14 protein-coding genes are annotated in these 13,120 nt (G+C 50.6%); 10 read left to right on the forward strand and 4 right to left on the reverse strand.

Annotated elements, in window-relative coordinates; translation table 11 throughout:
• Both EKM70_RS11645 and mscL read right to left on the reverse strand, forming a co-directional pair.
• Positions 1 to 134, reverse strand: a 134-nt coding sequence (locus EKM70_RS11645; RefSeq protein ID WP_164506290.1) for a helix-turn-helix domain-containing protein, incomplete at its 3' end; no start/stop codon positions are given.
• A 152-nt stretch (positions 135 to 286) separates the two neighbouring features.
• Positions 287 to 658, reverse strand: coding sequence for a large-conductance mechanosensitive channel protein MscL (gene mscL / locus EKM70_RS04480; protein ID WP_125545652.1), 372 nt, complete (start codon positions 656 to 658; stop codon positions 287 to 289).
• Between the two features lie 322 nt (positions 659 to 980).
• Here mscL and EKM70_RS04485 point away from each other — a divergent pair, with 322 nt between their 5' ends.
• From EKM70_RS04485 to EKM70_RS04515, 7 genes are all read left to right on the forward strand, one after another.
• Entirely contained in the window at positions 981 to 1,298 is a 318-nt protein-coding gene (locus tag EKM70_RS04485) for a hypothetical protein (RefSeq protein ID WP_057879152.1), read from the forward strand.
• Positions 1,299 to 1,390: 92 nt separating this feature from the next.
• Positions 1,391 to 2,341 (forward strand): 50S ribosomal protein L11 methyltransferase, encoded by a 951-nt coding sequence (prmA, locus tag EKM70_RS04490; RefSeq protein WP_125545654.1) that lies wholly within the window; start codon positions 1,391 to 1,393, stop codon positions 2,339 to 2,341.
• Positions 2,342 to 2,343: 2 nt separating this feature from the next.
• A complete protein-coding gene (locus EKM70_RS04495) occupies positions 2,344 to 3,093 on the forward strand; it encodes a 16S rRNA (uracil(1498)-N(3))-methyltransferase (protein ID WP_125545656.1) in 750 nt (249 codons plus the stop codon).
• A gap of 67 nt (positions 3,094 to 3,160) precedes the next feature.
• Positions 3,161 to 3,496, forward strand: coding sequence for a hypothetical protein (locus EKM70_RS04500; RefSeq protein ID WP_125545658.1), 336 nt, complete (start codon positions 3,161 to 3,163; stop codon positions 3,494 to 3,496).
• Between the two features lie 31 nt (positions 3,497 to 3,527).
• Entirely contained in the window at positions 3,528 to 5,759 is a 2,232-nt protein-coding gene (locus tag EKM70_RS04505) for a RelA/SpoT family protein (protein ID WP_125545660.1), read from the forward strand.
• A gap of 12 nt (positions 5,760 to 5,771) precedes the next feature.
• Positions 5,772 to 6,218: a D-aminoacyl-tRNA deacylase gene (dtd, locus tag EKM70_RS04510; RefSeq protein ID WP_125545662.1), complete on the forward strand. Its 447-nt coding sequence runs from the start codon at positions 5,772 to 5,774 to the stop codon at positions 6,216 to 6,218.
• 54 nt (positions 6,219 to 6,272) lie between these two features.
• A complete protein-coding gene (locus EKM70_RS04515; protein WP_125545664.1) occupies positions 6,273 to 6,914 on the forward strand; it encodes an HAD-IA family hydrolase in 642 nt (213 codons plus the stop codon).
• Positions 6,915 to 7,097: 183 nt separating this feature from the next.
• Here EKM70_RS04515 and EKM70_RS04520 read toward each other — a convergent pair whose 3' ends face one another.
• Positions 7,098 to 7,937, reverse strand: a complete 840-nt coding sequence (locus EKM70_RS04520) for a fructosamine kinase family protein (RefSeq protein ID WP_125545666.1) — start codon at positions 7,935 to 7,937, stop codon at positions 7,098 to 7,100.
• A 92-nt stretch (positions 7,938 to 8,029) separates the two neighbouring features.
• On the reverse strand, positions 8,030 to 8,884 hold the full coding sequence (locus tag EKM70_RS04525; protein ID WP_125545668.1) for an N-acetylmuramoyl-L-alanine amidase: 855 nt from the start codon (positions 8,882 to 8,884) through the stop codon (positions 8,030 to 8,032).
• 360 nt (positions 8,885 to 9,244) lie between these two features.
• Here EKM70_RS04525 and hisS point away from each other — a divergent pair, with 360 nt between their 5' ends.
• The 3 genes from hisS to msrA all read left to right on the forward strand — a co-directional run bounded on the left by hisS (position 9,245) and on the right by msrA (position 13,067).
• The gene (gene hisS, locus EKM70_RS04530) at positions 9,245 to 10,540 is read left to right on the forward strand and encodes a histidine--tRNA ligase (protein WP_125545670.1); all 1,296 of its coding nucleotides are present in this window, start codon (positions 9,245 to 9,247) and stop codon (positions 10,538 to 10,540) included.
• Between the two features lie 13 nt (positions 10,541 to 10,553).
• Positions 10,554 to 12,353, forward strand: coding sequence for an aspartate--tRNA ligase (gene aspS / locus EKM70_RS04535; RefSeq protein WP_125545672.1), 1,800 nt, complete (start codon positions 10,554 to 10,556; stop codon positions 12,351 to 12,353).
• 189 nt (positions 12,354 to 12,542) lie between these two features.
• Positions 12,543 to 13,067: a peptide-methionine (S)-S-oxide reductase MsrA gene (gene msrA, locus EKM70_RS04540; protein ID WP_125545674.1), complete on the forward strand. Its 525-nt coding sequence runs from the start codon at positions 12,543 to 12,545 to the stop codon at positions 13,065 to 13,067.
• The last annotated feature ends 53 nt before the right edge of the window (positions 13,068 to 13,120 follow it).

Below are 13,120 nucleotides of genomic sequence, written 5' to 3' on the forward strand. Positions count from 1 at the left end.
CGTCTAATTTCTCGTGATACAGTTGCCTTAGAGCATCCTACTTTCTTAGCAATAAGCCGAAGGGAATATTTTAAAGTTAAACCTGTCAGTATGATTTCTCGTTCTTTTAAGGTAAGATGATGATACAGGCTCATAGTCTGAGTCCTCCTTGTAATGGTGTTGTGGTGATTCCATTTTACAAGGGCTCAGGCTATGAGTCTTCTTTTATGTTCTAATTAGCGTTGCACTTCAATTGTAAATTCGTCGTACAAAAAAACATCTCCATTGCTGGGGATGTCCGATAACTCTAATTCTTTTCCTTAAGCAGGTCCACGATTTCCTTGAGATAACGTTCCTCTGCCGTAGTACTATCCACTTCTGGTTCGGGTTTCTTGGCCACGAGCTTATTAATCAATTTGATTAAGAGGAAGACGACGAAGGCAATAATGAGGAAGTTAATAATCGAGTTGATGAAGGCCCCATACTTGAAATGCGCCTTGCCAACGCTGAAGACTAGATCAGAGAAATCGATGCTACCAATGAAGATTCCTAGCAGGGGGTTGATGAGGTTGTCCACCAGGGAATTCACAATGGCGGTAAAGGCAGCCCCAACGATGACCCCAACGGCTAGGTCCATGACGTTTCCTCGGGCGATAAACTCCTTAAATTCTTTAAGCAAAATGACTCCTCCTTCACAAAAATAGTTCTTATTTATATTTTTAACGATCTTATTATAAATTGCAACCAATATGCGGGGGTTGGACCGCTGGGAGACAAGACTTTTGATAGAAGCCCATCTAAAACTATGGTAAAATGTAAGTGGTTTCAGAGGGAGACCACGTTTTTGGAAATCGGCGATCAAAAATTGCTGGATTCCGCGTCGTTTCGCTTGCAATCGTTAGTAAAATCAACTATTATCAATTATTGATACATTTTAATCCGCCTGGGTTTCGGGCGATTGGAATGAGGAACGAGTAAATAGTCATTAGGAGGTGATTACCATGCTGAGTCGAACCAAGCAATTCTTACGGCAACATAACTATCGTTACGAAAAGTCGTATATTCGGCCGTTGATGGCACCCGAAAGTGTGTATGTCTTCAAATTTGGTCGAGATTCGCTCAATAACCGGGTAATCATTCGTTATGGGCATACGTGGACCGGACGGCAGCGAATTAACGAAATTGATTTGCGGCTGCACAAACAGAAGCATCCGCGTGTATTCCAAAATGAGGCGGATATGTTAGATTACTTAGAAACACGTCTAGCCCAGCGGGATCACAAGGACGCTGAAAATCCGACCGATGCCGAAAAGATCTAAAGCGATATTTTTAAATGTTTTAGTGGTGAGCTAGCGACAAGTTGTTGTCCTGGCTCTTTTTTTAATTAAATTTTTCAAGGAGGACGTCACTTATGGAATGGACAGCAGTCAGCGTGCTGACGACCAATGAAGCGGTCGAAGCCGTCAGTAACATTTTACAGGAAGCCGGGGCCAGTGGAGTCAAAATTGACGACGCCGCGGACTTCAAGAATTTAAAAGCCGGTAAGTTCGGCGAAATTATGGATTTGGCAACGATTCCGCATCGCGATCATGGGGCCGAGATTACCGCGTACTATCCAGAAACGGTCTTCATCCCCGAGGTTCTCCCCACGATTAAGCAACGAGTTGCCGATCTGGCTAAGTTTGGCCTAGATCCATTACCGGGTACCGTAACAACGGCCGCCGTCGATGACGTGAGTTGGGCCACGGCTTGGCAGAAATACTACCATCCCGTCCGGGTGACTCGCTATCTAACGGTAACGCCAAGTTGGGAAGATTACCAACCTGAACAGGCCGAGGAAAAAGTGATTCGGTTGGACCCCGGGATGGCCTTTGGCACGGGAACTCACCCGACCACGCGGCTGTCACTGACGGCCTTAGAAATGGTGGTTCGCGGTGGCGAAACCATGTATGACGTGGGAACGGGTTCTGGTGTGTTGAGTATTGCCGCCAAGCTCATGGGAGTTAAGGACATTACCGCCTTTGACCTCGACGAGGTGGCAGTGCGTTCGGCTAAGACCAACCTCGATTTGAATCCCGCAGCCAGTGATGTCGTGGCTAAACCCAATGACCTCTTGAAAGGGATTCACCAACCGGTCAATCTGGTTGTGGCTAACATTTTGGCCGAGATTATTCTGCCACTGGTCCCACAAGCTTGGGAAAACCTGACCCCTGGCGGTTACTTTCTGACGTCGGGGATCATTGCCGACAAGCTTGAGACCGTCGTGGCCGCGCAGAAGAAACAAGGCTTTATTATTGATAACATTCTACAAATGAAGGATTGGCGTGGCGTGATTGCCCACAAACCAACGGAGGATGAGTAGGCATGCAACGTTATTTCTTAGATGATCCGCATCAGACTGGCGATCAACTAGCCTTACCGGAAACGATTGCCCGTCACTGGCTCCGAGTTATGCGGGCTCAAGTAGGCGATCGAGCGGAATTCGTCGATGATACGGCCCACCTCTTTGTGGGAGCACTCACGGGCATGGAACCCGCCCCTACGGTGACGCTGACGGCGGTGCCGACACCAGAGGTTGAATTACCGGTGGCCGTGACCATTGCCTGTGGATTACCGAAGCAAGAGAAGGCCGAATGGATTACCCAGAAGGCCACGGAATTAGGCGTTACCAACATTATCTTTTACGCTGCCGATTGGTCGGTGGCTAAATGGCAAGGTAATAAAGTTGGTAAGAAGGTCGCACGATTGAATAAGATCGCCGCGGCGGCGGCCGAACAATCTCATCGTCTACACCGGCCAGAGGTCACCTATGCGGCGAGCCTGGCTGACGTGCTTAAGCAGCCGGTGGACGTCCGTTTGATGGCTTATGAGGAATCAGCCAAACAAGGGGAGCAGAGTGCCTTAAATCAACAGCTAACGGCTTTGACGCCAGGGCAAACGCTCCTGACGATCTTCGGTCCAGAGGGTGGGATTAGTCCCGCCGAAGTTGCTCAGGCGACGGCAGCCCAGACGACACTGGTAGGCCTGGGACCGCGAATTTTACGGACCGAAACGGCCCCGTTGTATCTCTTGGCGGCTACATCAATGGTCTTGGAGTTACAAACCCCAAGATAACTTAATGAAATCTAGCTGAAAACATGCTAAAATGGTTGCAATTATCATGAGAGATGGGTGAGGGCATATGGCAGTTCTAGAAAGAATCGGCTGGCGCTACTGGCTGGTTAGCCTGGGAATGGGTTTAGTAGTCCCGGCATTAGCAACTTGGATTGGAATTAGCCCGGTTTGGCGTTTTGGGGGTCTCTTAATCGTTATTAATGGGCTGTTAGCCGTGATGTTGGGGCGCTGGATCTTTCGCCGGTCACAACCCGGTTGGTGGGTCATCGTTTGGCCGGTTGTTTATTTAATCGGGTCAATGCTTTTCTTACCACAATATACCCGGTATTTTGCAATTGTTTATCTCTGCCTGTCCTATTTAGGCTACGGGTTAACACAAACGAAGAAATCTGTCGAATCATAAATTTTAAAATTTAAGGGTGGTGGCGTTCAATATGACCAAGGAACGCGTCTGGACAGCTGAAGAAGTAATTGCTCGAGTTAGCAAATATATGAATGCACAACACGTGGAAATGGTGGTTAAAGCCTGTCATTTTGCGACGGTGGCTCATAAGGATCAATTCCGTCAATCTGGCGAACCTTACATCATGCATCCGATTCAGGTGGCAGGAATTTTGGCCGATCTGAACATGGATCCCGAAACGGTTTCCGCCGGGTTCTTACACGACATCGTGGAAGATACCGGGGTGACGTTGAGTGACGTGCGTGAACTCTTCGGTGACGACGTGGCCTTGATTGTGGACGGCGTTACCAAGCTCGGGAAGATTAAATACAAGTCGAACCGAGAGCAGTTGGCGGAAAATCACCGTAAGCTCCTGCTGGCGATGTCCAAGGATATTCGGGTCATGATTGTCAAATTGGCCGATCGCCTTCATAACATGCGGACCTTGCAACACCTACGACCGGACAAGCAACGGCGGATTGCCAATGAAACGTTGGAGATTTACGCCCCACTGGCCGATCGCTTAGGGATTAGTACGATCAAGTGGGAGCTCGAGGACGTTTCACTGCGCTACCTGAACCCACAACAGTATTACCGGATCGTGCACCTCATGAATTCACGGCGAGACCAACGGGAACAGTACATTGCGGCCGCCATCAAGGTGATTCAGTCGTCCATTGCGGACCTGAATTTAAAGCCCGAGATCTATGGGCGGCCCAAGCACATCTATTCCGTTTACCGGAAGATGAAGGATCAACACAAGCAATTTAGCCAAATCTATGATCTCCTGGCCATCCGTGTCATCGTGGACACCATCAAGGATTGTTACGCGGTGCTCGGGGCGATCCACTCTCAGTGGAAGCCCATGCCTGGTCGTTTCAAGGACTACATCGCGATGCCGAAGGCTAACATGTACCAATCCCTGCATACCACGGTGATTGGACCCGAAGGTAAGCCGCTCGAAGTGCAAATCCGAACTAAGGAAATGCATGCCGTGGCCGAATATGGGGTTGCGGCACACTGGGCTTACAAAGAAGGGGTCAAGGACAAGGTTCAAGAAACCAACTCCGGTGACAAGCTCAACATTTTCAAGCACATTATTGAATTACAAGAAGATACCGATGATGCCTCCGACTTTATGGACAGCGTCAAGGGAGAACTCTTCGGCGACCACGTCTACGCGTTTACCCCTAAGGGTGACGTGCTGGAACTACCGAAGGGGGCTGGACCATTGGACATGGCCTATGCCATCCACACCGAGGTGGGGCACCATACCACCGGAGCGACCATCAACGGGAAGATTGTTCCCCTGAACTATGAGATTAAGAACGGGGATATCGTGGATATTCGCACGTCGTCCAGTTCGGCCGGTCCCAGTCGGGATTGGATGAAGCTGGTCTCGACGCGGCGAGCCCGAAACAAGATCAAGCAGTTCTTCCGGCAGAGTGATCGCGAAAAGAATATCGTTCAAGGACAGGATTCTATCGAACGGCTCTTACGTGAAATGGGTTATGATCCTAAGGCCCTGATGACCAAGGCCAACATGGAAAAGGTCATTGGTAAGATGCACTATCAACACGCCGATGACCTGTTAGCGGCGATTGGTTTCGGGGATGTTCAGCCACGCGGTGTAGTGAACCGGTTGACGGATGATGTCCGTCAAGCCGCTGAAAATGAACGCCGCCGGCAAGAAGAACATGAATTGTTGGAAGAGCATCAAACGATCAAGAATGATTCCGACAATGACAAGAAGGATCGTAAGAATAAAGACAGCGATGGCGTAGTTATCGAAGGTGTCGACAACCTGTTGATTCGGTTGAGTCACTGTTGTTCACCGGTTCCCGGCGATGACATCATCGGGTACATCACCAAGGGGCGCGGGGTTTCCGTGCACCGGAAGGATTGTCCGAATGTCCGGCATGCCGAGGATAATGGCGAACGAATTGTGGCGGTTCGCTGGGGGAATCTGGCGGGCGATAAGACCAACTACAACGCCGATATCGAAGTCCAAGGGTACAACCGTAACGGGCTACTGAACGATGTGTTGCGGTCCATTAACAACAGTACTAAATACCTCACGTCGATTAATGGGAAGGTTGACCACAACAAGATGGCCACCATCTCCATTAGCTTGGGCACGCGGAATCTGGTCGAACTACAGCGTATTATGGATACAATTAAAAACATTGCGGACGTCTATGTTGTTAAGCGGGCGTTCCACTAAAAGAGGGTCAATATGCGAATTTTATTGCAAAAAGTAAGTGAGGCTTCCGTTACCATTGATGGTGAAGTTCACGGTGCTATCAAGAAGGGTTTTTGCTTGTTGGTGGGTGCCGAGGATAGCGACACTAGCGAAGAGGTTGACTACCTGGTACGCAAGATTAGCAAGTTGCGGGTATTTGAAGACGCCGATGACAAGATGAATCTGAGTCTAAACGACGTCGATGGCAGCGTGCTGTCGGTATCCCAATTCACACTCTATGCCAACACCAAGAAGGGGAATCGGCCGAGCTTCGTGGATGCCGGTGACCCGGCCCATGCCGAAAAGATTTATGACGAGTTCAACCAAAAGATGGCGGCCACGGGGATTCCCGTCGCAACCGGTATCTTTGGGGCGGACATGCAGGTGGCCCTAGTGAATGACGGGCCAGTCACGATCTGGTTTGACACGGATCATAAATAAACCAATGATCACGAGGGGTCGGCACAGTCCGGCTCCTTTTTTAGGAGGAAAATGATGCGTTATCAACATTATTTTTGGGATTTTGATGGCACGCTGGTGAACACCTACCCGGGGATGGTGCGGGCCTTTAGCGACGCCCTGGTAGCCAGTGGGGTCAATGATTTTGAGATTGATACGGAGGCCATCTATCAAGCCATGCGGCAACACAGTGTGGGCACGGCCTTTCAACGGTTCACAGCCGAATACCAGCTGGATGAAGCCCGCCTGCGAAAGATTTATCAACGGTCTGTGGGTGAGGCAATTGCCGATGCCGGGGTCTTCGCTGGGGTGACCGATCTGTTGTCAGCGATCGTGGCTGCTGGCGGTCATAACTATCTGGAAACGCATCGTGATAAGGGCGCATTAGACTTCTTAGCGGATCTGGGCTTAGCGGATGACTTCACCGACATGGTAACGGCCGATGACCACTTTCCCCGTAAGCCTGATCCCAGTGGACTCCAGTCCCTGTTGACACGTTATGATATCGACCCCAAGACAGCTATTATGGTTGGTGACCGCAACTTGGATATCGCCGCGGGTCACCGCGCTGGTATGGCCGGGGCACTGTTTGATCCAGAGCACATGATTGTCGATGAGAGCCAACCAGAGGTTCGGGTGACCCAGATGGCTGAGCTGCAGGAATGGCTAAGAGTGTAAAAAAGGCGTTTAACCGGCGAGTATTAACGGTGATAACCGAGAAATCTCGTTTTGGGATCTCTTGGCTATCAGTGTTAAGCGGAGTCGGCTGTCTTTTTTATACGGTTTCGACCATGTAGAATTGCTCAAAAATAAGGCGTCCCACCCGATCCCGGTAGGACGCCTTTAACTCACCTAAAATTTTTAGCCGCGGGCCAATACACTATCCACAGCCCCGCCATAGGTTTCCCCGAAGAGATTCAGATGGGCCAAGAGGTAATAGAGTTGGTAGTGTGGCAGTCGTTCCTGATAGCCCGCCGTCAACGGATAACGTTCCTGATAACCACGATAGAAATCGGCGGAGAAGCCACCGAAGATGGTGGTCATGGCGAGATCAAACTCACGGTCACCGTACAACACGTCGGGATCGATCAAGGTCGGGGTGCCATCGGCCGTGAAGAGGTAATTGCCGGACCACAGATCGCCATGAAGTAAGGCTGGCGTAATCTTTCGGTCGCGGTTCTCATCGATGATGTTCTGGCGAACCCGATCGTAAGCTTGTTGCCGGTTGGCATTCCAGAGGTGATGTTCCTGGGCGCGTTTAACCAGGGGATCGAGACGTTGTTTCAGATAAAACGTCGTCCAGTCGTCCTGCCAAGCATTGTTCTTAGGTAGCTTATCGGTTAAATTGTTCTGATCAAAGCCAAATTGTGGGGCAGTAATTTGGTGAACCCGAGCTACGGCCGCACCCAGTTCGCGCTGACTACCTTGGCCAATTTCCAGAAATTCCAGCAGCAGATAGGCATCGCCGTCGATTTGACCCGAGCCAATGACCTCGGGCACATTGATGGCCTGACCCAAGGCCTGGAGACCCGCGACCTCGTGGTCATAAAAAGCGGCCGGTGTGTGCGGTTGAACCAGCAGAAAGTAGGGTCCCTCGGCAGTCTGGAGGCGGTAGGCATCGTTGATGTCGCCACCGGAGACCGGATCAACTCCGGTGACCTGTTGGAGGGGAAGCTGTGCTAGCCATTCAGAAGATAACATTGAAAAACCTTCTTTCACGAAAATAAAGGACGCCGTGAGCCAGATGATCCTGACTAACGACGCCCTCTGACAAGTCTATTGTAACACCACGGCTAAGCGTTACCGGCCTTAAAGTAGGTGTTCAAACCCTTGACGACCCGGGTCGCCACTTGTTTTTGATACTGGGTACTTTGAATGTAGTGGAAGTCCTTCTTGGTGTTGATATAACCCATTTCGAGCAACAGGGAAGGCCGATTATTGTCCCGAATAACCTCGAAGTTGCCGTACTTAATGCCGCGGTTCTGGAGAGGCAGATCGTTCATCTCACCATTGATGTCTTCAGCCAACTCATAGGACGTGTCGCGGTGGTAATAGTAGGTCGTAGCCCCGGAAGCTAAGTTACTGGAGGGTGAGGAGTCAAAATGAAAGCTGATGAAGGCACTGGCCTGTTTGGTATTGGCCAACGACGGCCGATCCGCCAGGCTGACGTACTTGTCACTGTCACGGGTCATGATAACGTGAGCCCCGGTTGCGCGGAGTTGCTTGGCTACCTGTTGTGCTAGGGCCAACGTGTAAGTTTTCTCGTTATGTTTCTGATCGATGGAGAGGGCGCCGGAGTCGTTGCCCCCGTGTCCCGGATCGAGAACGATGGTGGCTTCGGAGAGGCTGGTGGCTCGCTTCAATTTGCCAGGATGATCGACCAGCCAGCTAGCGACCCACCCGAAGTGGTTGTTGTGATCGCGGACGTGGTACCAGTTATCCTTTTCACCGATAATGGTGAGGCGGGTATTTTTTTCAATTTTATGGGTGACCTTGTAGGTCAATCCGGGCCCGTCACGCAGGTTAAGGTTACTAATGGTGGCGGTCACAGAGTTGTTGCGGGTGAAGCTAAAGAGTAGCCCGCCGGCAACCAAGAGGATGGCTAGCGCGGTGATAATTCCCGGCCAGTTGCGTGGTTTAAAATGCATATGAAATCTCCTTAAATAAATTAGCTTTTATTATACCACGCCAGGCTTTCATTCCCGTTAAATTTCAGGTAAGTCGCCTTGACTTTTCACGTCCATTTCAGTAAGCTTAGGAAGAATAAAATAGATTGCCAATGAGAAAGATTAGTAGAGGAAAGCCCGTTTCCAGAGAGACCGTGTTGCTGAGAGCGGTTAGCGGTGTGACTTCGAAGACACTTTTGAGGCTAATGACGGTTGTCCGTCATTCGTTTGCAACGTTATCCTGCAGAGAAATTATTAAAGGTGGTACCGTGCATACCTGCGCCCTTGTCTATTGACAGGGGCGTTTTTTATTTTCAGCAGGCGTAGAAAGGGAGAATGCTCATGCGTTATCAACGACCAAAGGGAACGGCCGACATCTTACCCGGTGATTCACAGATCTGGCAGTACGTCGAAGCCACGGCCCGCAAGCTGTTTGCGACTTACCGTTTCGATGAGATTCGGACCCCCATGTTTGAAAATTTTGAGGTCTTCTCACGTACCTCGGGTGATACGTCCGACATTGTGACTAAGGAAATGTATGACTTTAAGGACAAGGGTGATCGCCACCTCTCCTTACGGCCAGAAGGAACGGCCGGCGTTGTTCGGGCGTTTGTTGAAAACAAGCTTTACGGTCCCGAGACCCAGAAGCCTTACAAGGTTTACTACATGGGACCGATGTTCCGTTACGAACGGCCCCAATCAGGTCGGCAACGTCAATTCCATCAGATCGGGGTGGAAGCCTTTGGGAGTGATGCTCCTGAATTAGATGTTGAAGTCATTGCCCTGGGGATGACACTCCTCAGTAAGTTAGGCTTGAAGCATTTGCGGTTGGCCTTGAACACCTTGGGTGACAAGGAATCTCGTGACGCTTATCGTCAAGCCTTGATCGACTTCTTGGAACCTCACTTTGATGAACTGAGTGACGACTCCAAAGTCCGTCTGCACAAGAACCCATTGCGAGTTCTCGACAGCAAGGACCAGCATGACCAGGCGATTGTAGCCGATGCGCCGTCCATCTTGGACTTTCTAACGCCAGCCGCTACCAGTCACTTCGACCGGGTTAAGGCCAGCTTAGACGCGCTAGGCATTGCCTATGACGTCGATGCCACCATGGTGCGGGGACTGGATTACTACAACCACACCATCTTTGAAATCATGGCCGATTCACCGGCCTTGGGTGAAGGCTACACCACGGTTCTTGCCGGGGGCCGCTACAACGGTCTCGTGGAAGAACTGGGTGGACCTGACATGCCTGGTGTTGGTTTCGGTCTTGGGGTGGAACGTCTTGTCTTACTGATGCAAGCCGAGAAGGTCGCTGTGCCCAACGACAACGCCTTAGATGTCTACGTCGTCGGCATCGGTGACGAAACGTCATTGGAAACCCTGAAGTTGGTTCAGTCGATCAGAGCGGCTGGTTTAACCGCCGACAGAGACTACCTGGGTCGTAAGCCTAAGGCCCAATTCAAGACGGCCAACCGGTTGTCGGCAGCTTACACGTTGACGATTGGGAGTCAGGAACTGGCTGACCAAACGGCTAACCTGAAGTCCATGGCCACGGGTGAAGAAATCAGCGTCCCATTAGCCGATATTTATCAAGATTTTGAAAACGTCGTGGCTACCAAGTTTACGGCAAAATAAGAGGGGAAAAGTTATGGAAAAGAATTTAAAGCGGACCACTTACGCCGGTTTAGTCGATGAACAATACCTCGATCAGACTGTCGTTTTAAAGGGTTGGGTGCAGAAGCGCCGGGACCTTGGGAGCCTGATCTTCGTCGATCTACGCGACCGTGAAGGCTTAGTTCAATTGGTCTTCAGTGAAGAATACGACAAAGAAGCCTTAGCCGTGGCCGACCAGCTTCGTAGCGAATACGTGATCGAAGTTCAAGGAACGGTTGTGGCCCGGACGCCAAAGGAAATCAATCCTGACATGCGGACCGGGAAGGTTGAAGTTCGGGTTACCGGCATCAACCTCTTAAACAAGGCCAAAGATTTACCATTTGAAATCAAAGATAACGTCAATGCCTCCGATGACTTACGGTTGAAGTACCGTTACCTGGACTTACGTCGTCCAGAAATGCAACGGTCATTGATGCTGCGTAACCGGATCGTGCAATCCGTTCACAGTTACTTCGACCAAAATGGTTTTGTCGATATCGAGACGCCAGACTTAACCAAGTCGACGCCAGAAGGTGCCCGCGACTACCTAGTGCCTTCACGGATCTACAAGGGTCACTTCTACGCTTTGCCACAATCCCCACAACTGTTCAAACAGTTGTTAATGGGTTCTGGCTTTGACCGCTACTACCAAATTGCCCGTTGTTTCCGTGACGAAGACTTACGGGGTGACCGTCAACCTGAATTTACGCAGATCGATATGGAAACATCTTTCCTGACCGCTGAAGAAATTCAAGACATCACCGAAGGCTTGATCGCAAAGGTCATGAAGGACACGTTGAACGTGGACGTCAAGTTACCATTCGAACGGATGGACTGGGACGACTCCATGGCGCGCTTCGGGACCGACCAACCAGATGTCCGGTTCGGGATGGAATTGAAGGACTTGTCGGCTATCATGGCCAACACCGACTTCAAGGTCTTCTCTGGCGCCGTTGCTAACGGTGGTCAAGTCAAGGCGATCGCCGTTCCTGGTGGTGCTGACAAGTACAGCCGTAAGGATATCGACAAGTACGGCCAATACATCGAACGCTTCGGTGCTAAGGGTTTGGCTTGGATGAAGGTGACCGATGACGGTTTCAGTGGCCCAATCGCGAAGTTCTTCAAGGAAGGTGACTGGTTCGACCAGATCACCGCAGCTACCGGTGCTAAGAGTGGTGACCTGCTGTTGTTTGCCGCTGACTCCAAGCGTGTCGTTGCCCAGACTCTGGGTTACTTACGGGTTGCCATTGCTAAGGAATTAGACATGATCGACCAGAACAAGTGGGCCTTCCTTTGGATCGTCAACTGGCCACTGTTCGACTACGATGTCGACTTGAAGCGTTGGGTTCCCGCCCATCACCCATTCACGATGCCTGCTGAAGGGGATGCGCACTACTTGAACGACGGCGAAGATCCACACAAGGCCTATGCACAGAGTTACGACATCATCCTGAACGGTTTGGAATTAGGTGGGGGATCCATCCGGATTCACACCCGTGAACTCCAAATGAAGATGCTGAAGGCCTTAGGCTTTACGCCTGAACGTGCCGACAAGCAATTTGGCTTCTTACTGAGAGCCTTGGATTACGGGTTCCCACCTCATGGTGGTTTAGCTATCGGGTTGGACCGTTTCGCCCGTCTGTTGGCTAAGCGCGACAACATTCGCGATGTGATTGCCTTCCCTAAGAATTCGAAGGCCACTGAACCTATGACAGAAGCGCCAAGCACGGTTGCTGATAAGCAATTGGTTGACTTGGACTTACAGATTACGCCCGACGAACCAGCCGATAAGTAGGCCATATTCCGGACAACTAAGAGACTAAGTTAATGAGACCGAGCGATCACTCATCTGGGTGATCGCTCGGTCTTTTTCTAATAGAGATCCCCCTAAACATTGGGCACTGATGGTGGTTCACCCGGTGACGGGTTGACCTGGGCGGCGAAAAGACGTTTAATAGAAGCATTAGAAATTGGAGTGATTATGATGAGTGAAACGGAAACAGCGATTTTTGCGGGTGGGTGTTTTTGGTGCATGGTCCAACCTTTTGAAACGTTACCTGGTATTCAAAAAGTTCTGTCGGGCTATACCGGAGGAACTGTCCCTAATCCGACCTACGAACAGGTCAAAAGTCAGACAACCGGTCACACGGAGGCCGTGAAGATTTGGTTCGATCCGCAGGTTATTTCTTACGATAAATTGGTCAGCCTGTATTGGCAACAAACGGACCCAACCGACGCTAGTGGCCAGTTTCAGGACAGGGGTGACAACTACCGCCCCGTTATCTTTGTCAGCAGTCCGAACCAACGTGCCGTCGCCGAGGCCTCTCGTCAGGCCCTCCAGGATCGCGAGCAGTTTGACCAGCCAATTGTTACCAAAATTGAGGATGTTAAACCGTTTTATGTGGCGGAAGAACGGCATCAAGAATTCTATAAGAAGAATCCTCGTGTTTTTGCCGAACAGGAAGCCGGGGGTCGGGCGGCCTTCATTGCCCAGAACTGGAAAGATTAGAAGTCACTAAGAGACCAGTTTGGCCGTGGCCGCCACGGGGGATAAATGCTATA

This window comes from Levilactobacillus lindianensis (genome assembly GCF_003946095.1).
Taxonomy (GTDB): Bacteria; Bacillota; Bacilli; order Lactobacillales; family Lactobacillaceae; genus Levilactobacillus; species Levilactobacillus lindianensis.

Coding starts and splice junctions, on each gene's coding strand:
- EKM70_RS04485 (WP_057879152.1), top strand. CDS start 981: ATGCTGAGTCGAACCAAGCAATTCTTACGGCAACATAACTATCGTTAC.
- prmA (WP_125545654.1), top strand. CDS start 1,391: ATGGAATGGACAGCAGTCAGCGTGCTGACGACCAATGAAGCGGTCGAA.
- EKM70_RS04495 (WP_125545656.1), top strand. CDS start 2,344: ATGCAACGTTATTTCTTAGATGATCCGCATCAGACTGGCGATCAACTA.
- EKM70_RS04500 (WP_125545658.1), top strand. CDS start 3,161: ATGGCAGTTCTAGAAAGAATCGGCTGGCGCTACTGGCTGGTTAGCCTG.
- EKM70_RS04505 (WP_125545660.1), top strand. CDS start 3,528: ATGACCAAGGAACGCGTCTGGACAGCTGAAGAAGTAATTGCTCGAGTT.
- dtd (WP_125545662.1), top strand. CDS start 5,772: ATGCGAATTTTATTGCAAAAAGTAAGTGAGGCTTCCGTTACCATTGAT.
- EKM70_RS04515 (WP_125545664.1), top strand. CDS start 6,273: ATGCGTTATCAACATTATTTTTGGGATTTTGATGGCACGCTGGTGAAC.
- EKM70_RS04520 (WP_125545666.1), bottom strand. CDS start 7,937: ATGTTATCTTCTGAATGGCTAGCACAGCTTCCCCTCCAACAGGTCACC.
- EKM70_RS04525 (WP_125545668.1), bottom strand. CDS start 8,884: ATGCATTTTAAACCACGCAACTGGCCGGGAATTATCACCGCGCTAGCC.
- hisS (WP_125545670.1), top strand. CDS start 9,245: ATGCGTTATCAACGACCAAAGGGAACGGCCGACATCTTACCCGGTGAT.
- aspS (WP_125545672.1), top strand. CDS start 10,554: ATGGAAAAGAATTTAAAGCGGACCACTTACGCCGGTTTAGTCGATGAA.
- msrA (WP_125545674.1), top strand. CDS start 12,543: ATGAGTGAAACGGAAACAGCGATTTTTGCGGGTGGGTGTTTTTGGTGC.